Genomic DNA, 19,885 nt, shown 5'->3' on the forward strand with positions numbered 1-19,885 from the left:
TACATCGGACTGCTCGGCCTGGCGACGCTCGGCATCGGCTTCACCGCCGTGACCGTGCTGTACAACCTCTTCCGGGGCCAGCGCTAGTCCGTGTTCGATCTCGACGCTGGCATCCCCGCCGAGCTGGTGCCCCTGTCGTGGCTGCTCGGGGTCTGGGAGGGCACGGGCGTCGTCGCGTACAAGATCGGCGACGAGACGCGCGAGCACCAGTTCGGGCAGCGGGTCGCCTTCACGCACGACGGCCTCCCGGTGCTGAACTACACCTGCTACACCTGGCTGCTCGATGACGCCCCCGAGGGCGAGACCGGCGCGCGGCCGCTATTCACCGAGACCGGGTTCTGGCGGCTGTCGCGTCCGCTCGGCCCGGCCGACAACGGCCCCGCGATGCTGCCGGGGCGCGGCGACCGGCCGTTCGCGACGGCCGAGGCCGTGGAGACGCTGCGCGCCGACCACGGCGGCTTCGACATCGAGGTATCGCTCGTGCACCCCGGCGGCGTGAGCGAGCTCTACCTCGGCGTGGTCGACGGCCCGCGGATCGACCTGGCGACCGATGCCGTCATGCGAACCTCGACGGCGAAGGAGTACGCCGCCGCGACCCGCGTCTACGGTCTGGTCGACGACCACCTGCTCTGGGCGTGGGACATCGCGGCCCTCGGCCAGGACCTGCGCACGCACTCCTCAGGACGGCTCGCCCGTGTCGACCACTGAGCCCGCTGAGACCGCGGCGCCGCCGGCCGCCGATCCGTTCGCCGCGCTGCCGGGTGCCGTCGGCACGCCCCCCGAGCACTACGGCGAGCCGGTGCGCGAGCAGCGCGCGCTCGCCGAGGGCCGTGCGATCGTCGACCTCGCCGACCGCGGCGTCATCGCCCTGACCGGCGAGGACCGGCTCACCTGGCTCGACTCGATCACCTCGCAGGCGATCGCCGCGCTCGCCGCGGGGGAGAGCGCCGAGACGCTGCTGCTCGATCCGAGCGGCCGCGTGCAGCACGCCATCCGCGTCGTCGACGACGGCGAGACGGCCTGGCTGCTCGTCGACGCCGGCCGCGCCGACGATCTCGCCGCCTTCCTGCTGCGGATGCGGTTCCTGCGCCGCGTGGACATCGTCGTGCGCGAGGACCTCGCCACGATCGGCACGCTGGGCGCGCCGCCGGTGCTCGACGGCGTCGAGCTCGTCACCTGGCACGACCCGTGGCGCGAGGTGGTGGCGGGCGGGGTGCAGTACGCGCCCGTCGCCGAGCATCCGTCGGCCGACTGGACCTGGAGCGAGACGCTGGTGCCGCGCGACCGCCTCGGCGAGCTCGCCGACGGCGACCGCCCGGCAGCCGGCACCCTCGCGGCCGAGGCCCTGCGGATCGCGGCCTGGCGTCCGCGCGAGGCCACCGAGGTCGACGCGACCACGATCCCGCACGAGCTCGACTGGCTCCGCAGCGCGGTGCATCTGACCAAGGGCTGCTACCGCGGCCAGGAGACCGTCGCGAAGGTGCACAACCTCGGGCACCCGCCGCGCCGTCTCGTGCTGCTGCACCTCGACGGCTCGGAGGGCGCGTCCGTCGCGGCCGGCGACCCCGTCGAGCTCGGCGACGCCGTGGTCGGGCGCGTCACCGCCGCCGCCCGCCACCACGAGCTCGGCCCGGTCGCGCTCGCCGTGCTCAAGCGGAACGCGGACGCGGTCGCCGACCTCGTGGTCGTCGCCGCGGACGGCACGCGGGTCGCCGCGGCCCAGCAGATCGTCGTGCCGCCGAGCGCGGGATCGGCCGTCGAGGTGCCGCGCCTGCCCCGGCTCGCCCGGCGCTGAGGCGCCCCGCGATGGCGCCCGGACGCGACGAGCTCGCCCGGCTCGAGCGCCGTCTCCGCCTCCGCCTCGACCTCCGCGCCGCCTGGCGCCGCGTCGGCGACTCGGCGCCCGCGATCGTGCAGATCGTGGTGGCGGTCGCCGGGTCGTACGCGATCGCGCACTGGGTGCTGGGGCATCCGACGCCGCTGCTGTCGGTGACGGTCACGATCTCCGCGCTCGGGTTCGCGCGCGACGCCCGGCCGCGCAAGCTCGTCGAGACGATCGTCGGCATGTTCGTCGGCATCCTGCTCGCCGACGGCATCGTGCTGCTCGTCGGCACCGGGCTGTGGCAGCTCGTCGTGGTGCTGCTGGCGACGCTGATCGTCGCGCGCGCGCTGTCGACCAATCCGGCGTTCGCGGTGGCGGCCGGCGTGCAGTCGGCGCTGGTCGTGCTGCTGCCGGCGCCCGTCGGCGGTCCGTTCTCGCGCACGCTCGACGCGGCGATCGCGAGCATCATCGCCCTGCTCGTGACCGCGCTCGTGCCCCGCGACCCGCGTCGCGAGGCGAAGCGCGACGGGCGCGCGCTCTACTCCGTGCTGCACGAGTCGGCCGGCGGCATCGCGGACGCGCTCGCCGGCGCCGATCCCGCCGCGGCCGAGCTGGCGCTGACCCGGCTCCGCCGCACCCAGGGGCTCGTCGACCGCTGGACCTCGACGCTCGACTCCGCGGTCGCCGTCGCGCGGATCGCGCCGCTGCTGCGACGGCACCTCCCGGAGCTGCAGGTGGAGGAGCGGCTGCTGCGGGCCGCCGACCTCGGCGCCCGCCACCTGCGGGTGATCGCGCGGCGCTCGGAGTCCGCAGTGCGTGACGGTGCGCCCCGACCGGGGCTGGCCGCGCTGCTGGGCGAGGTCGCGACGGCGATCGGGCTGCTCGGCGCGGAGCTCGACGATCGCGAGCTGGCCGGCGCCGCGCGCAGCCTGCTCGCGGACCTCGCCGTGCGGCTCGCACCGGGGCCGGATGACGGGGCGCAGGACACGACGCTCGTGCTGCTGCTGCGTCCGCTCGTCGTCGACCTGCTCATCGCGACGGGCGCCCCGGCGGACCAGGCGAGGGCGCTGCTGCCGCCCGTCTAGCGCCGGATCCGCGCGGTCTAGAGCGCCGCGTCCTCCACGCGCTCCAGCTCCCGCCACCCGCCGTCGGGCAGCGCCGTCTCGCCGCGGTAGCGGTCCGCCGCGACGACGGCGTCGAGGTGGAGCGCGGTGAGCGACGCGATGTCGCGGATCGGCACCTGGAACGTGCGGAAGCGCCCGAGCTCCGGCTCCGCCGTGGCGGACTCCGCCGCGCCGTCGTCGAAGCGCGCGACGAGCCCGGTCTGGTCGAGCACGTACCCGGTCGCCCGGAGCTCCGGGTGCTCGGGGTCGTCGTGGCGCCAGGCGGCGATCTTCCAGAAGCGCTTCGGGATGAGCGTGCCCCGGTACGACGTGTCCGTCGACGCGAAGACGGGGCCGGTGAGCACGCTGAGCCGCGAGGCCGTCGTGCGCGCCGCGCCGAGCACGAAGTCCTCGAGCCCGGCCCAGAGCGTCGGCTTCTGGTTGAACACCGAGGCCTGCGGCGCCGCGTTCGTGTACGCGAAGGTCTCGACGTTCGCCCGCGCGGCGGTCTCGGCGGAGCCCCACACCGGGTCGCGGCGGCGCACCAGGTGCCCGCGGTCGAGGTCGTTGCGCGCGTAGACCTCGGGCCCGGTCTGGTCCTTCACCGGCACCCGGTCGTCGAGGTGCCAGTCGTCGCCGCGCTCGAGGTCGAGCAGCGCCGCGCCGTCGATGTTGACGGCGGTGAAGGCGGCGAGCTTCCGCTGCCGGTCGAAGCCCACCGAGAAGTGCGTTGACGGGAGCGCGTCGAGCTCGCGGCCCTCGGCCGGAAGCGGCAGCGGGACGGCGATGTCGAGGAAGTCGGGGTCGTAGCCGGTCACGACCCCCAGTGGATCACAGCGGTGCGACAGCGGACCAGGGCACGGTGAGCTCTCCCAGCCGGACGCGGGCGCGGCCGCCGAGCACGCTCGTGCCTCCCTCGCGGAGCGACTCCGCCACCGCGATCCAGCGCTGGGTCGGACCGTACACGGCGAGCGGCGCGTGCCGGGCCCAGAGCGCGTCGAGCTCGGCCAGCAGGGCGTGGATGCGCTCGCCCGGCACGTTCCGGTGGATGAGCGCCTTGGGCAGGCGCTCCGCCACGATCGACGGGGCCTCGAGGCCGGTGAGCCGCAGCGAGATCGTGAATGTGCGCGGACCGTCCGCGTCGAGCCCAACCCAGCTCGCGACCCGGCCGAGCTCGCTGCAGGTGCCCTCCACCAGCAGGCCGCCGGGCGCGAGCCGGGCGCGCATCCGCGCCCAGGCGTCCGCGACCTCCGTCTCGTCGTACTGGCGCAGCACGTTGAGCGCGCGGATCACGGCCGGCCGCCGGCCGCCCGGCACCGGCACCTCGAAGCCGCCGAGCCCGAACGAGAGCCCGGGCCGCTCGGACAGCCGCGCCACCCGCACGCGCTCCGGGTCGATCTCCAGCCCCAGCACCTCGACGTCGCCGCGCACCCGCCGGAGCCGCTCGAGCAGCTCGACCGGCGTGGTCGCGCTCGCGCCGTAGCCGAGGTCGACGACGAGCGGATCCGGAGCGCCGCGCAGGGCGGGGGAGGCGGCGATCCAGCGGTCGATCCGCCGCAGCCGGTTGGTGCCGGTGGTGCCGCGCGTGATGCGTCCCTGGGGGGAGTCCGCGCGTGCCATGCTCCGATTCTGCCGGGGTCTCGGCGACATCCCGCGACGCTAGGCTGACGACCATGTCGACCCTGATCCTGCTCCGCCACGGCAACTCCACCTGGAACCAGAAGAACCTCTTCACCGGCTGGGTGGACGTGAGGCTCAGCGAGCAGGGCGTGCAGGAGGCGACCCGCGCCGGCGAGCTGCTGGCGGAGTCGGGTCTCGAGCCGGAGATCCTCTACACGAGCGTGCTCACCCGCGCGATCCAGACCGCGAACATCGCGCTCGAGACGGCCGACCGGCTGTGGATCCCGGTGAAGCGCAGCTGGCGCCTCAACGAGCGCCACTACGGCGCGCTCCAGGGCCTCGACAAGGCGGAGACGCTCGAGAAGTACGGGCCGGAGCAGTTCCAGGTCTGGCGCCGCAGCTTCGACACCCCGCCGCCCGTGCTGGCGGACGACGCCGAGTGGTCGCAGGTCGGCGACGAGCGCTACACCGACCTCCCCGACGCGGACCTGCCCCGCACCGAGAGCCTGAAGCTCGTGATCGACCGGATGCTCCCGTACTGGGAGTCGGACATCAAGCCGGACCTCGCCGCCGGGCGGACCGTGCTCGTCACGGCCCACGGCAACAGCCTCCGCGCGCTCGTGAAGCACCTCGACGGCATCGGCGACGCCGAGATCTCGGAGTTGAACATCCCGACCGGCATCCCGCTCGTCTACGACCTCGACGACGACTTCTCGCCGACCGCCCCCGGCCGCTACCTCGACCCGGAGGCCGCGGCCGCCGGCGCCGCCGCCGTCGCGAACCAGGGCAAGAAGTAGGGCGCGACCCCGTGGCCGGCGTCGGGCGCTTCGCGATCTGCTCCTTCGTCGAGCAGCAGGAGGACGGCGCCGCGTTCGCCGCCGGGGCGCTGCCGCTCCATGTGACGGTCGTCGGGCGCTTCTCCGTCGCCGCCGATCCGGAGGCCGTGCTCGGCGTGCTCCTTGACGTCGCGGAGGACCTGCCGTGCCCGCTCCGGCTCGGATCGGACGGCCTCGACGGCTCGCCCGACGTGCCGGTGCTGGTCATCGAGGACGCGGCCGCCGCGCACGCGCTGCACGACCGGCTGCTGACCGAGCTGCGTCAGCTCGGCGCGGTCGTCGACACGCCCCGTGCCGCCGGTCCCGACTGGGTGCCGATCGGCGACGGGGAGGCGCGCGGCGACGAGCTCGCCCGCGTCGCCCCGGACGGCGCGCTGACGCTGCGCACGCTGTCGCTGGTCGAGCTGGAGCCGCACGGCGACGGCGCGAGCCGCCGCGTGGTCGCGACCGTCTGACTGCTCGGCTCGGGGGAGCCGGAACTCGGGCTCAGGGCGCCGAGTGCGTCAGGCCTCGGTCTGCACCCAGCTGCCGGTGCCCAGGTAGAGCACCTTCTTCGCGATCGAGACGGCGTGGTCGCCGAAGCGCTCGTGGTAGCGCGAGGCGAGGGTGGCGTCCACCGTCTCCGCGGCGCCGCCGGCCCAGGTCTCGCCGAGCACCTTCTCGAACACGCTGAGGTGCAGCTCGTCGATCTTGTCGTCCTCGTTGCGGATCTGCTCGGCCAGCGCGTCGTCCTCGGTGCGCAGCAGCTCGGTGAGCTTGCGCGCGACCTCGACGTCGAGGCGGCCCATCTCCTTGAACGTCGGGCGCAGCGTCTTCGGCACGACCTTCTCGGGGAAGCGGTAGCGCGCGAGCTGCGCGATGTGGCCGGCGATGTCGCCCATCCGCTCGAGCGACGCGCTGATCCGCAGCGCGCTGACGACGATGCGGAGGTCGCGGGCGACCGGGTTCTGGCGGGCCAGGATCTGGATGGCGAGCTCGTCGAGCTCTGCGGCGAGCGTGTCGATCTCGGTGTCCGACTCGATGACGCTCTCCGCGAGGGCGACGTCCGACTCGTTGAAGGCGGTGGTGGCCTTCTCGATCGACTCGGCGACGAGACCGGAGATCTCGACGAGGCGGTCCTGCACCTCGCGCAGCTCCTGCTGGAAGACCTCGCGCATGGCATCCTCTCGATCGCGTGGCACGGCGGACGTGCCCGTTCGGCCGTCCCCACCGACCGTGACGCCCTCGGGTGAACGGATGATGACGACGGTCTGAACATCGTCCGACCCGGGCAGCATCTGCCGGGATTCGGTCCGGAGCGTCTCCGGGCGTCCCCCTAATGTTAGGGCTATGGACACGCCGTGGCTCGTGCCCGTCGCCGTGCTGTTCGGGCTGACGGTCGGCATCGGGGTCACCGCCGCCGTGGTGGTGGCGCACCGGCAGGGTCAGAAGGCCGTCGCCGTGATCACCCCGCGGGTGCCGGAGGGCGTCGAGGCGCTCATCGACGCGCTCGAGACCGTCGGCGTCGTGGTGGACCCGTCGAACAACGTCCTGGTCGCCTCGCAGCGGGCCATCGCCTCCGGGCTGATCTGGAACGGCACCCTCGTGCATCCCGAGCTCGTCGAGCTCGTCGACCAGGTGCGCCGCGACGGCGACACGGTCGACAAGGAGCTCACGCTGACCCGCGGCCGCGTCGGCGAGCAGACCCTCTACCTCATGGTGCGGATCGCCCGCCTCGGCTCGCGCTACATCCTGCTCATCGCCGAGGACCGCACGGAGGCCCGCCGGCTCGACGAGGTGCGCCGCGACTTCGTGGCGAACGTGAGCCACGAGCTGAAGACCCCCATCGCCTCCGTCAGCCTGCTCGCGGAGGCCCTGCGCGCCGCAGCGGAGGAGCCGGACGAGGTGCGCCGGTTCGCCCGCCGGCTCACGACCGAGAGCGAGCGGCTGGGTCGGATCACGATGGAGCTCATCGAGCTGAGCCGGCTGCAGTCCGCGGACGCGCTCGAGCGCGCGGAGCGCGTCGACGTCGACCGCATCGTGCAGCAGGCCATCGACCACAACCGCGTGCCCGCGGAGTCGAAGGCCATCCAGCTCGTGACGGGCAAGCGGGTGAAGGCGTCGATCATCGGCGACCCGCAGCTGCTCGTCACGGCGCTCAACAACCTCATCGCGAACGCCATCGCCTACTCCCCGGAGCACTCCCGCGTCGGCGTCGGCGTCGCGAGCAGGGACGGCGTCGTGGAGATCGCCGTCGCCGACCAGGGCGTCGGCATCCCGGAGCACGACCGCGACCGGGTGTTCGAGCGGTTCTACCGCGTCGACACGGCGCGCGCCCGCCAGACCGGCGGCACGGGCCTCGGTCTCAGCATCGTCAAGCACGTCGTCCAGAACCACGGGGGCGACGTGCGAGTCTGGTCGCTCCCCGGCAAGGGGTCGACCTTCACCATCCGCCTGCCGGAGGCGACCGCCGCGGCGGTCGCGAGCCTAGGAGCACCACGCGAATGACCCGCATCCTGATCGTCGACGACGAGGAGTCGCTCACCGAGCCGCTGGAGTACCTCCTGCGGCGCGAGGGCTACGAGACCGAGGTCGCCTCGGACGGACGGGCGGCCATCGCCCAGTTCGACCGCGCCGGCGCCGACCTCGTGCTGCTCGACCTCATGCTGCCCGGGCTCCCGGGCACCGAGGTCTGCCGCGAGCTCCGCCAGCGCTCGAGCGTGCCCATCATCATGCTCACCGCGAAGGACACCGAGGTGGACATCGTGGTGGGGCTCGAGCTCGGCGCCGACGACTACGTCACCAAGCCGTACTCGACCCGCGAGCTGCTCGCCCGGGTGCGCGCCGTGCTGCGTCGCCGCACCGACGTGCTCGACGAGGACGACTCGGTGCTGGAGTCCGGACCCGTGCGGATGGACGTCGAGCGGCACACGGTGTCGGTGTCCGGCGCCGAGGTCGCGATGCCGCTGAAGGAGTTCGAGCTGCTCGAGCTGCTGCTCCGCAACGCCGGCCGCGTGCTCACCCGCGGCCAGCTGATCGACCGGGTCTGGGGCGCCGACTACTTCGGCGACACGAAGACCCTCGACGTGCACGTGAAGCGCATCCGCTCGAAGATCGAGGCGGACCCCTCGAACCCGCAGCTGCTCGTCACCGTGCGCGGCCTCGGCTACCGCTTCGAGGCCTAGCCCGGGACGACGAGGCCCCGGCAGCCGACGGCTGCCGGGGCCTCGTCACGTCCGGATGGCTGAGCGCCTCGGATGGCTGAGCGCCCCGGATGGCTGAGCCTGTCGAAGCCCCGGCGCGCCGCGAGCCTCAGCCGTTCGAGGTCGGCGCGTCCGTCGGGCTCGGCGTGCCGGTCGCGCCCGGCGTCGCCGACGGGGTGGGCGTCGGGGTCGGCTTGGGCGTCGCCGTCGGGCCGAGGTCCGCGTACTGCGCCCAGGTGGTGTCGAGCACCGGCACCTTGAGCTGGTGGCCCTCGGAGCCGCCGTACTGGAAGTAGATCGGGGCGAGCGAGCCCGGCTCGTCGGTGAACGACGAGAGCTGCAGGTGCGCGTCGCGGTCCTTGCCGAAGCCCACGTCGGTGCTGCCCGGCTTCACCTCGAGCGTCTCGGTGGCGCCGCGGTACTGGATGCGCAGGTCGACCGTGTCCTCGCTGGAGTTCACGGCGGTGAAGACCAGGCTGGCGTCGCCGCTGGTCGACTCCGTGTCGCCGGCGATGGCGAGCACGTTGAGCAGCTTGACGTCGCCGACCGTGGCGCTGACGCCGTCGGAGGCGTCGTACTGCTTCTCCGTGGCCTGCGGGGTCACGAAGCCGCACCCGGCGACACCGGTGGTGAGCAGGGCGGCGAGGGCGATGGACGCCGCGATACGAGCTCTCACGAGACCCTCCGTACGATGCGAGGCAACGCCTCCGAGCATAGTGCCGGGCGGCGGACCCTTCCGGTTAGGCCAGCCTAACTGAACGCCCGCTGTGTTAGAATCGCAGGTCTGCGGAAGGAACCGAATCCAATGCTCTTCGAGGTCGGCGAGACCGTCGTTTACCCCCATCACGGCGCTGCAACCATCACCGAGGTCACGAAGCGGATCGTCAAAGGCGAGGAGAAGCTCTACCTCACCCTCAACGTCACGCAGGGCGATCTGACCATCAAGGTGCCCGCCGAGAACGTCGACCTGGTCGGTGTCCGCGATGTCATCGGCAAGGAGGGCCTCGACCGCGTGTTCGAGGTGCTGCGCGCCCCGTTCACCGAGGAGCCCACGAACTGGAGCCGCCGCTACAAGGCGAACCTCGAGAAGCTGGCCTCCGGCGACGTGATCAAGGTCTCCGAGGTCGTGCGCGACCTCTGGCGCCGCGACCAGGACCGCGGCCTCTCGGCCGGTGAGAAGCGGATGCTCGCGAAGGCGCGGCAGATCCTCGTCTCCGAGCTCGCGCTCGCCGAGAAGACCGACGAGGAGAAGGCCGCCACCGTGCTCGACGAGGTGCTCGCCTCCTGAGCGGGCCCGCGCTCGGCGTCGTCATCGTGGCGGCGGGCAGCGGAACACGCCTCGGTGCCGGCGGGCCGAAGGCGCTCGTGCGCCTCGGCGGCCGGAGCATCCTCGAGCACGCCCTCCGCGGCGTGACGTCGTCATCGGAGCCCGCGCACATCGTCATCGTCGGCCCGGCCGACCGCCTGGATGACGTGCGTGCGGCCGCGGCGGCCGTCGGCGTGCCCGAGGCGCACGTCGTCGCGGGCGGCGCCACCCGCCAGGCCTCCGTGGCCGCGGGCCTCGCCGCGCTCGGCGACGGCGTCGACACCGTGCTCGTCCACGACGCGGCGCGCGCACTCGCACCCGGCGCGCTGTTCGACCGTGTCGCGGCGCGCGTGCGAGGCAGCGGCGCCGGCGTCATCCCGGCCCTGCCGGTCACGGACACCATCAAGTCCGTCGCGCCGGACGGCGCCGTGCTCGGCACCGTCGACCGCGACACCCTCGGCGCCGTGCAGACGCCGCAGGGCTTCCCGCTCGCCGCCCTGCGCGCCGCCTACGCGGAGGCGGCGGACGAGCACACCGACGACGCCGCGCTGTTCGCCGCCGCGGGGCATCCGGTCGTCGTCGTCGCCGGCGAGGCGGACGCGTTCAAGATCACGACCCCGTGGGATCTGCGCCGCGCGGAGGGTCTGCTGGCGCCCGCCGCCACGACGACGCTGCGCACCGGGATCGGCGTGGACGTGCACGCCTACGATGCCGCCGCGCCGCTCCGCCTCGGCGGCCTGGACTGGCCGGGGGAGGCGGGGCTCGCCGGGCACAGCGACGGCGACGCGCTGCTCCACGCGATCTGCGACGCCCTGCTCTCCGCGGGCGGACTCGGCGACCTCGGCTCCCGGTTCGGCTCGGCCGAGCCCGAGTACGCCGGGGCGGACAGCGCGGTGTTCCTCGCCGAGACGCTCCGCCTCCTCAGCGAGGCCGGCCTCGCGCCGGTCAGCGTCGCCGTGCAGCTCATCGGCCGGAGCCCCCGGATCGGCCCGCGCCGCGAGGAGCTGCAGGCGCGGCTGACCGGGCTGGTCGGGGTGCCGGTCTCGGTCGCGGCGACCACCACCGACGGACTCGGGTTCCCCGGCCGCGGCGAGGGTCTCGCGGCGATCGCGACCGCGCTCGTCTCCGCGTAGCGCGCCCGGACCCGCCGGTAGACTCCCCGGGTGACCGTCCGCCTCTACGACAGCCGTCAGCAGGCCGTCGTCGACCTCGCGACCCGGGAGCCGGGACGGGTGGGCATGTACGTCTGCGGGCCGACCGTGCAGTCGGAGCCCCACGTGGGGCACCTGCGCAGCGCGCTCGTCTACGACCTCTGGCGCCGCTGGCTCGAGCACCGCGGCCTCCGCGTGACCTTCGTGCGCAACGTCACCGACATCGACGACAAGGTGCTCGCCAACGCGACCGACGCCGAGCCGTGGTGGGCGGTCGCCTACCGGGTGGAGCTCGCCTTCACTCGCGCGTATTCCGCGATCGGCATCCTGCCCCCGACCTACGAGCCGCGGGCGACGGCGAGCATCCCCGGCATGCAGGAGCTCATCGCACGGCTGATCGAGCGGGGCCACGCCTACGCGGCGGACGACGCCTCCGGCGACGTGTACTTCGACGTGCGCACCTGGCCCGAGTACGGCGCGCTCACGCGCCAGCGGCTCGACGACATGGCGGACTCCGCCGACGCCGAGACCCGCGGCAAGCGCGACCCGCACGACTTCGCCCTCTGGAAGGGCGCCAAGCGCGATGAGCCGGCTTCGGCCGTCTGGGACTCCCCGTGGGGTCCCGGCCGCCCCGGCTGGCACATCGAGTGCTCCGCGATGTCGCGGCGCTACCTCGGGCCGGAGTTCGACATCCACGGCGGCGGCCTCGACCTCCGCTTCCCGCACCACGAGAACGAGCTGGCCCAGTCCACCGCGGCGGGTGATGCCTTCGCCCGCTACTGGGTGCACAACGGCCTCGTCGACGTCGCCGGGCAGAAGATGTCGAAGTCGCTCGGCAACTTCGTGCTCGCGGACGACCTCCTCGCCGACGGCCGCCCGCTCGCCATCCGCTACTGGCTGGCCGGCGCGCACTACCGCTCCACCATCGACTACCAGCCGGCCTCGCTCGACGAGGCGGAGGCGGCGCTCGAGCGGATCGAGGGCTTCCTCGTCCGCGCCGACCGCCGGCTCGAGGGCACGCGCTGGGAGCGGCCGGCCGATGCCGGCGCCGACCTGCCGGAGGCGTTCGGGCGCGCGCTCGACGACGACCTCGGCGTGCCGGAGGCGCTCGCCGTGCTGCACGAGGCCGTGCGGGCCGGCAACACCGCGCTCGACGACGGCGATCTCGAGGAGGTCGCGGCGCGGGCCGCGGCCGTGCACGCCATGACGGGGGTGCTCGGGATCGACCCGACCGCCCCCGAGTGGTCCGAGCAGGGCGAGGGCGCGGCCGAGACCGCGCTCGGCGCACTGCTGGACCGCATGCTCGCCGACCGCGCGACCGCGCGGGCGAGCAGGGACTTCGCGGTCGCCGACCGCATCCGCGACGAGCTGACCGCCGCGGGGATCACGATCGAGGACGCGCCCGACGGGGCGCACTGGAGCATCGCATGAGCAAGCCGGGACGACCGGGAGCCCGCAAGGGCACCGGCAAGAAGGGCGCCACCGTCGGGACCGGCGGCCACGGCCGCAAGGCGCTCGAGGGCAAGGGCCCCACGCCGAAGGCCGAGGACCGCAGCTGGCACGTCGCCGGCAAGCGCAAGGCCGCGAAGGACCGGCTCGACGCCGCGCGCTCGCGGCACGGCGGCGGCGACCAGCAGCAGCAGCGGCGCACGCCGCGGCCGCGCAAGAACGACGACAGCGAGCTGGTCACCGGCCGCAACTCGGTCGTCGAGGCGCTGCGCGCGCGCATCCCCGCGACCACGCTCTACCTCGCCAGCCGCATCGAGATGGACGACCGGGTCAAGGAGTCGATCGCGCTCGCCAACAAGCGGAACGTGCCGATCGTCGAGGTCATGCGGCCCGAGCTCGACCGCCTCAGCGGCCCCGACGCCGTGCACCAGGGCGTCGCCCTCAAGGTGCCGGCGTACGAGTACGCCCACCCGCTCGACCTCATCGAGCGCGTGCCGGACGGCGTGCCGCCGCTCATCGTCGCGCTCGACGGCGTCACCGATCCGCGCAACCTCGGGGCGATCATCCGCAGCGTCGCCGCGTTCGGCGGCCACGGCGTGATCGTGCCGCAGCGCCGCAGCGTCGGGATGACGGCCAGCGCCTGGAAGACCTCCGCCGGCGCCGCTGCGCGCGTGCCGGTCGCGATGGCGTCGAACCTGACGCGCGCGATCCAGGAGTACAAGCAGGCCGGGCTGTTCGTGGTCGGCCTCGACGGCGGCGGCACGGTGTCGCTGCCCGGGCTCGACCTCGCGACCGAGCCGCTGCTCATCGTGGTCGGCAGCGAGGGCGAGGGGCTGTCGCGCCTCGTCACCGAGGCCTGCGACGCGGTGGTGTCGATCCCGATCGAGTCGTCGACCGAGTCGCTCAACGCGGGCATCGCCGTGTCGGTGTCGCTGTACGAGGTGGCGCGGCTGCGCCAGGAGGCCCGCGGGGCCTGAGCCCGGGCCGTCGGAGCGTCGCTCGGGTGGCTGAGCTCGTCGAAGCCCCGCGTCGACTCCTCCACAGGAGCCCCGCGCGGCGGCGACTGAACACCTCGGAGCGCGCTGTCGCCCGTGCCGCCTAGCCTGACAGCGACCCGGAAGGCCCTGCATGTACCTGCTCCCCGATCGCGCGCTCGTCACCAGCGCGAGCGACCTCAAGCTCGCGTCCGAGTGCGAGTTCGCGTTCCTCCGCACGCTCGACTTCCGGCTGGGGCGCCTGGAGTCCATCCCGCAGTCCGTCGATCCGATGCTCGAGCGGGCGGCTCGGCTCGGCGACCGGCACGAGGAGCGGGTGGCCGACGCCTACCGGATCGAGCATCCCGGCGGCGTCATCGAGATCGCGAAGCCCGACGGCCGCGACCGCGACGCGCTGCGGGCCGCGACCGCGGCGACCGCCGAGGCCCTGCGGGCGCCCGGCACGGTCGTCGTCTACCAGGGCGTCTTCTTCGACGAGACCGACGAGCGGTTCCCGTTCGTCGGCTACGCGGACTTCCTCGTGCGGCGGCCGGACGGCCGGGTGCGCGTGCAGGACTCCAAGCTCGCCCGCTCCGCCAAGGTGACGGCGCTGCTGCAGCTCGCGGCCTACCACGAGCAGCTCGGCCGGCTCGGGTTCGAGGTCGACGACGTCGTGGAGCTGCTGCTCGGCGACGGCACGTCGAGCGAGCACGCCATCGGCGACGTGCTGCCGGTGTTCGAGGCGCGGCGCGCGAGGTTCCGCGGCATCGTGGCTCAGCACCTCGCCGACGAGGGCGCGGTGCGGTGGGGCGATCAGCGCTTCACGGCCGAGGGACGCTGCGAGCACTGCGAGGAGCAGGTGGTCGCGCACCGCGACCTCTTCCTCGTCGCCGGGATGCGGGGCGCGCAGCGCGCGAAGCTCCGCGACGCCGGCATCCGCTCGCTCGACGACCTCGCAGCGGCGTCGACGCGTCCCGAGGGCTGCGCCCTGCCGGAGACGACGTTCGCCACGCTGCACGCCCAGGCGGCGCTGCAGGCCGCGGCGCCGGTGGCCGACGACCCGCACGCCGCGCCGCCGTTCGAGCTGTTCGGCGCCCGCACCATCGCCGACCTGCCCGCCCCGGACGCCGGCGACCTGTTCTTCGACTTCGAGGGCGATCCGCTCTACCGCGAGCCGGGCGCCACCGCGCGCGAGTCCCTCTGGGGCATCGACTACCTCTTCGGCTGGGTCGACGACGACGAGGTCTATGGCGCGCTGTGGGCGCACGACCTCGCCGAGGAGCGGCGGGCGCTGCTCGACTTCCTGGAGTTCGTGCGCGTGCGCCGCGCGATCCACCCGGGCATGCACATCTACCACTACGCGCCCTACGAGCGCACCCACCTCGCCTCGATCGCGGCCCGCAACGGCGTCGGCGAGCAGGCGGTCGACCAGCTGCTCCGCGACGGCGTGCTCGTCGACCTCTACCCGGCGGTGAAGCGGTCCCTGCGCATCGGCGGGCGCTCGTACTCGATCAAGAAGCTCGAGCCGCTGTACATGGGCGGCGAGCACCGCGAGCAGGAGACCACCAACGGCGCGGATTCGATCGTGCAGTACCAGCTCAGCCGCGAGCTGGCCGCGGACGGCGACGCCGACGGCGCGCAGCGCATCCTCGACGACATCGCCGACTACAACCGGTACGACTGCGTGTCCACCCGGCGGCTGCGCGACTGGCTGCTCGCTCGCGCGGCAGAGCAGGGCGTCGTGCCCGGCGTCGTCCCCCCGATCGAGCTCGCGCAGCCGGCGCTCGAGCCCGACCCGGTGACCGACGACCTGCTGCGACTGGCCGAGACCGCCACGCGCGACGACGATCCGGATGCCGCCGACGTCTACCGGCTCGCGTCGGCCGCGATCGACTACCACCGCCGCGAGGCGAAGAGCTTCTGGTGGGAGCACTTCTCCCGCCTCGTCGAGCCGCGGGACACCTGGCAGGACACCCGCGGCGTCTTCGCCGTCGACCGCGGCGAGGTCGTGCAGCCGTGGCACGGCGAGGGATCGCCGCGCCGCCGGGTCCGCCTGCACGGCGTCTGGGCGCCGGGCACCGGGGTCGTGAAGGGCGATGTGCAGGCGCTGTACGAGGCCTCGGACCCGCCGGCGCCGTACACGCGCCCGGGCCGCCTCCCCGGCTACCGGCTCGACGCGCGCGCGGCGATCGTGCCGCCCGAGGACGACGCGGCCGAGAGCTCCGTCGTGATCGAGGAGCGCTGCCCGGAGGACGTCGAGCCGTGGGAGGTCATGCCGACCGCGCTGACGCCGGCCGCGCCGCCGCGCGCCGACAACCTGCAGTCACGGATCGCCGACTGGGGCCGCACGGTGGTGGCGCACGCGCCGGGCTGGCCGGCCGACGCCGCGACGGACGTGCTGCGGGGCATCCCGCCGCGGGTGCGCGACGGGCTCGAGCCGATGGACGGGCCGGACGACGGCATCCGCGCGGTGGTCGCCAGCCTCCTCCGCCTCGACGACTCCTACCTCGCCGTGCAGGGCCCTCCCGGCACCGGCAAGACGCACCTCGCCGCGGGCGTCATCGCCGAGCTCGTGCGCGAGCACCGCTGGCGGGTCGGCGTCGTCGCCCAGTCGCACAAGGTCGTGGAGCACGTGCTCGCGGGCGCGGTGCGGGCGGGCTGCCCTGCGCCGCTCGTCGCGAAGGCGCCGTCGAGCGACGGCGGGCCCGGCGCGTACGCGGCCGAGCCGTTCACGGAGCTCGCGGGCCGGAACCCGCAGGCCGCCTTCGCGGCCGAGCACGCCGAGACGGGCTACGTGATCGGCGGCACGGCGTGGGACCTGACCAACCCGAACCGGTTCCAGCCCGGTCAGCTCGACCTGCTCGTCATCGACGAGGCCGGCCAGTTCTCGCTCGCCCAGACGATCGCCGTCGCATCGAGCGCGCATCGCCTGCTGCTGCTCGGCGATCCGCAGCAGCTGCCGCAGGTGAGCCAGGGCACCCACCCGGCACCGATCGACGCCTCGGCGCTCGGCACGGTGAGCGCCGGGCACGACGTGCTGCCGGCCGCGCTCGGCTACTTCCTCGCCGAGAGCCGGCGCATGGACGCCGCGGTGACCTTCCCGGTGTCGCGGCTCGCGTACGACGGCCGTCTCCGCTCGCACCCGGTCACCCGCGACCGCCGGCTCGACGGCGTCGACGCCGGCTTCGCGCCCGCGCCGGTCGTCCACGCCGACAACGCGACGTCCTCCATCGAGGAGGCCGCGGTCGTGGTGGAGCTGGTCCGACGCCACCTCGGGCTGCTGTGGACCGACCCCGGCGCCCAGCGCATCGACGATCCGCTCGGCCAGGCGGACGTCATCGTCGTCACGCCCTACAACGCGCAGGTGGAGCAGATCCGTCTCGCGCTCGACGCGGTCGGCCTCCACGAGGTGCGGGTCGGCACAGTCGACAAGTACCAGGGCCAGGAGGCCGTCGTCTCGATCGTGTCGCTCGCCGCCTCGAGCCCCGACGACGTGCCGCGCGGCCTGCCGTTCCTGCTCTCGCGCAACCGCCTCAACGTCGCGATCTCGCGCGCCCAATGGGCCGCCTACCTCGTCTACTCGCCGAGGCTGGCCGACCACCTCCCGTTCCACGCCGAGGGCGTGGCGGAGCTGAGCCGCTTCCTGGAGCTCGTGGGGGAGGGCTGACCCGGGTCAGCCGAGATAGGAGCGCACGGCCAGCGTCCAGACGACCAGGCCGAGAACGGACAGCACGGTGAACAGGACGTGGAGTGCGATCGGCGCCGCATCCGGTCTGCCGCGTCCCGCGAGGCGGACGGCGCGCGCGATCAGGTAGGTCAGCGGCGTCAGCATCACCAGGGCGATCGACGCCGTGCCGAGATCCACTCCGCGGCGGCGCAGCTCGCGGACGTCGAGCATGGCGAGGAGCAGCGGCAGCCCGAACACGATGCCGGCGAGAGCCGCGAAGCCGCCGACGGCGAGCCAGCCGAAAGCGCCGAGCGACGCGCTGAGCACGGCGAGCGCGACGACCGTGAGGACGGGCCAGAGGCCGGCCAGCGCCACCGCGCCCTGCGTGGACTGCGGATGAGCACCCGCAGCGGGCCGGGTGCGAGCCGAGTTGCCGGATGGCCGCCGCGGCGAACGCTCAGCGACGGGCGTGCGCCGACGAGGCGGCCGACCGGATCCGGATGCCGACGTCCGGACGCCGCGGTCGAGGGCCACCCGGCGGATGCGCTCCTCGATCTGCCCGCCCAGCTCGGCATGCAGCGCGGCGAACTCCGCCGTCATCGCCCTCCCGTCCTGTGTCGGGCGCGGCGAGGTGTGCCAGGTGCCGGGTCGGATCGCCGCATCCCGGATCCGCTCGATCTGCTGGTCGCTGAGCTCCCGGCGCCCGGTCAATGCGGGGACGAGCTCGAGGTCCGAGACGACCCGGATCGGCACATCGAACTCGCCACCCCCGGCGTGAGCTCCGCGGTCCATCCGGCCCGGGTCGACGAAGCAGAGCACGCCGGTCATGGGGACGGTCATGCCTGCAGCGGCGGAGAGCCGCTCTTCGGCGAATCGCACCGTCTCGACGAGCCCCTTCACGTACCCGGGCTGGCTGTGCCCGGCGACGTAGACCCCATAGCCCTTGGACCAGATCCGCGCGTTCGGGTGGTACTTGGTGTTGATCAGCACGACACCGCTGGGCCCGATCACGATGTGATCGATGTCGGAGCTGCGCGATCGGACCGGGACCGAATGGAGCACGGTGTACTCGGGACCGAGGTCCCGGAGGACGCGCCCCACCTCGAGCTCGCCGAGCGCGCCCTGGTACCAGCTGGTCGCCGCGTCGTCGATGACCACCCGTCCGGTTTCCGAGTCGAGCCGGATCCGCCCGGCGTCCCACTCGGACATGAGCTTCTCGATGAGCGAGTGGCCAGGTGCGCGTTGCCGAAGATCGCTCATCCCTCGAGCCTCGCCCGATCGCACTCGCAGCGGGAGCCCCGAGTCCGGGGGACGCGGGAGGGCTGACCCGGGTTCAGACCCGGGTGCGCCAGTCCTCCGCGTCGTCATCGGCGTCGTCGGCCGCGGCGCCGTCCACCACCGGGATGGGCGCGGTGATCGCACCCGTCGGCGGACCGACCACGGTGACCTCGTCGCGGCGGTGGCGGAGGATCGTGTCGATGTAGTCCGTCAGGGCCTCGGCGAGCGGCACGTTCGAGCCGCGCTGCTGCGACAGGTACCAGCGGTGCTCGAGCAGCTGGTGGAAGACCTCGGCCGGCTCCAGCTTGCCGCGCAGTTCGCGGGGGATCGCGCGCACCACCGGCTCGAAGACGCGCACCAGCCACTCGTGGGCGACCATCTCCTCGTCCTGCTCCTTGCGATCGCCGACGGCGCGGTAGGCGTCGAGGTCGTTGAGGAGGCGCCGCGCCTGGTTCTCGCCGGCGTCGAGGCCGGTGAGGCGCAGCAGTCGGCGGGAGTGGTGGCCGGCATCCACGACCTTGGGCTGGATGCGCACCTCGGCGCCGTCGCCCTGGGTGCGGATGCTGAGCTCCTCGATGTCGAACCCGAGGTGGTTGAGGCGCTCGACGCGCTCGCTGATGCGCCAGCGCTCCGAGCGGGGGAACGACTCGGCCGCCGTGAGCTCCACCCAGAGGCTGCGGTACGCCGCGACGATGCCGTCGGCGAGGTCGACCGGGTCGAGGTTCTCGTCGAGGCGGTTGCCGGACTGGAGGTCGAGCAGCTCGCCCGCGATGTTGACCCGGGCGATCTCGAGGTCGTTCTCGCGCTGGCCGTTGGAGAGGCCGCCGTCGTAGAGCTTGCCGGTCTCGGCATCCACCAGGTACGCGGCGAAGGCGCCCGCGTCGCGTCGGAACAGCGTGTTCGAGAGCGACACGTCGCCCCAGAAGAAGCCCGCGATGTGGAGGCGCGCGAGCAGCACCGCGAGGGCGTCGACGAGGCGGGTCGCGGTCTCCGTGCGCAGGGACTGCGAGAACAGCGCCCGGTAGGGGAGCGAGAAGCGGAGGTGGCGGGTGACGAGCGCCGGCGCGAGCGGGTTGCCGGCGGCATCCTCGCGATCCGTGATCACCGCGACCGGCTCGACGCACGGGATCTCCATGCGCTCGAGCGTGCGGAGCATGTCGTACTCGCGTCGCGCGAGCTCGATCGTGGTCTCCTTGACGGCGATCACGTAGCCGCCGAGGTGCACGAAGCGCACGAGGTGGCGGGAGATGCCCTTCGGCAGGGCCGCGATGGTCTCCTCGGGCCAGGCCTCCAGCGGGAGGTGCCACGGCAGGTCGAGCAGATCCGGATCGGAGACGGCGGACGTGATGGAGAGCGACGCCGGCATGGCGACAAGACTACGGCCGCAGGCGCCGGACGGGGTATCCGGATGCCGCGGCCGCCCCGTCGACCGGCTGCGCCTCGACGCGGTGCGGTCCGCCCCCGGATCGCGGGGCCCCCGGGAACGGCGAAGCGGCC

Annotated in this window: 18 protein-coding genes; 12 read left to right on the forward strand and 6 right to left on the reverse strand. The window is 73.8% G+C overall.

Annotated elements, in window-relative coordinates:
* The first annotated feature begins 90 nt into the window (after nt 1–90).
* From AC1RSJ_RS03910 to AC1RSJ_RS03920, 3 genes are read left to right on the forward strand one after another with little or no spacing between them, the layout of a single operon-like run.
* Nucleotides 91–708, forward strand: coding sequence for a nitrobindin family protein (locus tag AC1RSJ_RS03910; RefSeq protein ID WP_493117030.1), 618 nt, complete (start codon nt 91–93; stop codon nt 706–708).
* Nucleotides 695–1,795, forward strand: coding sequence for a CAF17-like 4Fe-4S cluster assembly/insertion protein YgfZ (ygfZ, locus tag AC1RSJ_RS03915; RefSeq protein ID WP_493117031.1), 1,101 nt, complete (start codon nt 695–697; stop codon nt 1,793–1,795). The genes AC1RSJ_RS03910 and ygfZ overlap by 14 nt, the downstream gene beginning before the upstream one ends.
* Before the next feature lie 11 nt (nt 1,796–1,806).
* Nucleotides 1,807–2,907, forward strand: coding sequence for an FUSC family protein (locus AC1RSJ_RS03920; protein WP_493117032.1), 1,101 nt, complete (start codon nt 1,807–1,809; stop codon nt 2,905–2,907).
* Between the two features lie 17 nt (nt 2,908–2,924).
* Here the strand turns inward: AC1RSJ_RS03920 and AC1RSJ_RS03925 are convergent, their stop codons facing one another.
* Both AC1RSJ_RS03925 and AC1RSJ_RS03930 read right to left on the reverse strand, forming a co-directional pair.
* On the reverse strand, nt 2,925–3,743 hold the full coding sequence (locus tag AC1RSJ_RS03925; protein WP_493117033.1) for a DNA/RNA non-specific endonuclease: 819 nt from the start codon (nt 3,741–3,743) through the stop codon (nt 2,925–2,927).
* A gap of 13 nt (nt 3,744–3,756) precedes the next feature.
* Nucleotides 3,757–4,545, reverse strand: a complete 789-nt coding sequence (locus AC1RSJ_RS03930) for a class I SAM-dependent methyltransferase (protein ID WP_493117034.1) — start codon at nt 4,543–4,545, stop codon at nt 3,757–3,759.
* A gap of 53 nt (nt 4,546–4,598) precedes the next feature.
* On the opposite strand from AC1RSJ_RS03930, the gene AC1RSJ_RS03935 reads away from it, so the two are divergent.
* Nucleotides 4,599–5,342, forward strand: coding sequence for a phosphoglyceromutase (locus AC1RSJ_RS03935; protein ID WP_493117035.1), 744 nt, complete (start codon nt 4,599–4,601; stop codon nt 5,340–5,342).
* 11 nt (nt 5,343–5,353) lie between these two features.
* Nucleotides 5,354–5,836 carry a 2'-5' RNA ligase family protein gene (locus AC1RSJ_RS03940; RefSeq protein ID WP_493117036.1) on the forward strand — a complete coding sequence of 161 codons (483 nt, stop codon included), beginning with the start codon at nt 5,354–5,356 and terminating at the stop codon, nt 5,834–5,836.
* A gap of 48 nt (nt 5,837–5,884) precedes the next feature.
* Here AC1RSJ_RS03940 and phoU read toward each other — a convergent pair whose 3' ends face one another.
* A complete protein-coding gene (gene phoU / locus AC1RSJ_RS03945) occupies nt 5,885–6,538 on the reverse strand; it encodes a phosphate signaling complex protein PhoU (protein ID WP_493117037.1) in 654 nt (217 codons plus the stop codon).
* Nucleotides 6,539–6,710: 172 nt separating this feature from the next.
* On the opposite strand from phoU, the gene AC1RSJ_RS03950 reads away from it, so the two are divergent.
* Both AC1RSJ_RS03950 and AC1RSJ_RS03955 read left to right on the forward strand, forming a co-directional pair.
* Complete coding sequence (locus AC1RSJ_RS03950) at nt 6,711–7,868, forward strand: sensor histidine kinase (RefSeq protein ID WP_493117038.1); 1,158 nt, start codon at nt 6,711–6,713, stop codon at nt 7,866–7,868.
* On the forward strand, nt 7,865–8,545 hold the full coding sequence (locus tag AC1RSJ_RS03955; RefSeq protein ID WP_493117039.1) for a response regulator: 681 nt from the start codon (nt 7,865–7,867) through the stop codon (nt 8,543–8,545). The genes AC1RSJ_RS03950 and AC1RSJ_RS03955 overlap by 4 nt, the downstream gene beginning before the upstream one ends.
* Nucleotides 8,546–8,672: 127 nt before the next feature.
* Here the strand turns inward: AC1RSJ_RS03955 and AC1RSJ_RS03960 are convergent, their stop codons facing one another.
* The gene (locus tag AC1RSJ_RS03960) at nt 8,673–9,239 is read right to left on the reverse strand and encodes a hypothetical protein (RefSeq protein ID WP_493117040.1); all 567 of its coding nucleotides are present in this window, start codon (nt 9,237–9,239) and stop codon (nt 8,673–8,675) included.
* 129 nt (nt 9,240–9,368) lie between these two features.
* On the opposite strand from AC1RSJ_RS03960, the gene AC1RSJ_RS03965 reads away from it, so the two are divergent.
* From AC1RSJ_RS03965 to AC1RSJ_RS03985, 5 genes are all read left to right on the forward strand, one after another.
* On the forward strand, nt 9,369–9,851 hold the full coding sequence (locus tag AC1RSJ_RS03965; RefSeq protein WP_493117041.1) for a CarD family transcriptional regulator: 483 nt from the start codon (nt 9,369–9,371) through the stop codon (nt 9,849–9,851).
* On the forward strand, nt 9,848–11,002 hold the full coding sequence (gene ispD / locus AC1RSJ_RS03970) for a 2-C-methyl-D-erythritol 4-phosphate cytidylyltransferase (RefSeq protein ID WP_493117217.1): 1,155 nt from the start codon (nt 9,848–9,850) through the stop codon (nt 11,000–11,002). The genes AC1RSJ_RS03965 and ispD overlap by 4 nt, the downstream gene beginning before the upstream one ends.
* Nucleotides 11,003–11,032: 30 nt before the next feature.
* A complete protein-coding gene (cysS, locus tag AC1RSJ_RS03975) occupies nt 11,033–12,451 on the forward strand; it encodes a cysteine--tRNA ligase (RefSeq protein ID WP_493117042.1) in 1,419 nt (472 codons plus the stop codon).
* A complete protein-coding gene (rlmB, locus tag AC1RSJ_RS03980; protein ID WP_493117043.1) occupies nt 12,448–13,446 on the forward strand; it encodes a 23S rRNA (guanosine(2251)-2'-O)-methyltransferase RlmB in 999 nt (332 codons plus the stop codon). The genes cysS and rlmB overlap by 4 nt, the downstream gene beginning before the upstream one ends.
* A gap of 151 nt (nt 13,447–13,597) precedes the next feature.
* Nucleotides 13,598–17,110 (forward strand): TM0106 family RecB-like putative nuclease, encoded by a 3,513-nt coding sequence (locus tag AC1RSJ_RS03985; protein WP_493117044.1) that lies wholly within the window; start codon nt 13,598–13,600, stop codon nt 17,108–17,110.
* Between the two features lie 6 nt (nt 17,111–17,116).
* Here the strand turns inward: AC1RSJ_RS03985 and AC1RSJ_RS03990 are convergent, their stop codons facing one another.
* On the reverse strand, nt 17,117–18,370 hold the full coding sequence (locus AC1RSJ_RS03990; RefSeq protein ID WP_493117045.1) for a nuclease-related domain-containing protein: 1,254 nt from the start codon (nt 18,368–18,370) through the stop codon (nt 17,117–17,119).
* 73 nt (nt 18,371–18,443) lie between these two features.
* Nucleotides 18,444–19,754 (reverse strand): DUF4032 domain-containing protein, encoded by a 1,311-nt coding sequence (locus AC1RSJ_RS03995; protein WP_493117046.1) that lies wholly within the window; start codon nt 19,752–19,754, stop codon nt 18,444–18,446.
* Between the last annotated feature and the right edge of the window lie 131 nt (nt 19,755–19,885).

This window comes from Schumannella sp. GW821-FHT10F01 (genome assembly GCF_058809295.1).